The following is a 1,788-nucleotide window of genomic DNA, read 5'->3' on the forward strand; positions in this document are numbered from 1 at the left end:
CCTTTTGTCAATACCCCGGCCGATACAGCTTTGGCGATGCTGCCGTGGCGACGGATGAGGTTGATAATCTTGAGGTGGTGACGATGGCCACCGCGCACGGGGATGCCTTTCTGCATATCTACCCCTAAAGAAGTACCCATGATCGCCTGTTCCATGTCGTGAACTGCGATCGCATTTCCCCCCAGTAAAGCGTGAACGTAACCATCGCGGATTAAACGGGAGAGATGTTGCGCTCCTCCAGTGTGAATGACCACCGGACCTGCCGTTACTACCACTTTACCGCCCTGGTCGCGAATTTGGCGCATTTCCCAGGCAATCTGCTCCACGGTTAACTCGACTCGGCGCTCGCTGGAAACCCCCGCACCCATAAAGGTAAATTCCTGGGTGCTGTTGCGTTGTTCCCTGGATTCCGCCTGTCGGATAGTACGGATGCCCTCAACTCCCACCATAACGCAATCGCCAGCTTTTAAATCCCGCAGCAGAGTACATTTCGCGGTTTTGCCTTCTGGACTTTCAGTGACGACGATGGCTGCATCCATGCGTTGATTTTCCACCCGCACCCATTCACAGTTAACCCGCACTTCCGTGGGATAGATGGTGCTGACATAAAAATCATCGGGAGCGACCCCATCTTGAGCGACAATGGCGGTATTGACATCACAGATTTCTTGAGGACGAGCGGCCGCACCGAGGTCGATCAATTGTACCATGATCTCCTCCATTACCTCGTGAGAGGGTGCAGAAACCCGCACTTCGGCCGAGGAGGTACTTTGGCGCTCAATCCCTAAGGTGAAGTTTAAAACCTTGAAGCTGCCCCCATTTCCTACCACAACATCGAGAGCTTTATTCATAATTCCCGCGTCGAGCAGATGACCTTCTAGCTGGAGAATGCGACTTTCAATGGTGACATTAGCGTGATGGTCTGGAATTAAGGGTTCCGTGGTACGCAGGGTTAAACATTTGGCGGCTCCTCCTGCTTTTAAGAACTCCGTCAGGGGAGTTTGTACCACTTCAAACCCTTTTGACGCTAACTTATATTGTAAATCGTCACTAATTTTATTCATGACGATTACTTGACCGATATTCACTGCATTACAAGCAAAGTTAACCGCATCCGCTTCTTCAACGATAATGCGTTTTTCTTCGGGAATTTTTAACTCAATTAACCGATTAGAATAGGCATCAAAAGCATCGGGATAGTAGAGTAGATAACCGCCACTAAGGGGACAAAAACAGGTATCGAGGTGATAGAAACGTTCATCGATTAAACGTAGGGATAAAACCTCGATATCGAGCCATTTAGCGATTAAAGGGTGGGAATCTAACTCAGTTCTGAAGCCATATCCTGCCCATAACCAACGTCCTTCTCGATCTAATAGTGCGTCTCCTGCACCTTCAAAGGGTAAATCTTTTGGCAGTTCGTGAACCGTAAAACCGTTATCTTCAAACCACTGTTTAAAATAGGGTTCTTCTCCCTGTCTTTCTTTGTGTAAAAAGCGACTGAGAACTACAGTTTTTTCCAGAACTAAACCTGCATTAGCGGTAAAAACCATGTCGGGCCAGCCTTTTTCTGGTGTGACTAAATCCACGATCGCCCGATCTTTGAGAACATGATAAAGCTGCTGCCATTGTTGCCTAGCTTTTTCTTGGGAAGATTTGTGAATGTTGCCCTCCATCCAAGGATTAATCACATAATCCACATCGTAATGATCGGGAGAACACATCAAAAAGCGAATAGTTTCAGTCATATTTTTTGACAATGAATATTCAGTATAAGTAGTCTGGAGA

Annotated in this window: 1 protein-coding gene; it reads right to left on the reverse strand. The window is 47.3% G+C overall.

Translation table 11 applies throughout. The features are described from left to right. On the reverse strand, positions 1–1,748 hold a 1,748-nt coding region (gene argZ / locus PX484_RS11275; RefSeq protein ID WP_288103865.1), incomplete at its 3' end, for a bifunctional arginine dihydrolase/ornithine cyclodeaminase. Positions 1,749–1,788: the final 40 nt, after the last annotated feature.

This window comes from Microcystis sp. M49636_WE2, assembly GCF_030065375.1.
Classification (GTDB): Bacteria; Cyanobacteriota; Cyanobacteriia; order Cyanobacteriales; family Microcystaceae; genus Microcystis; species Microcystis aeruginosa_C.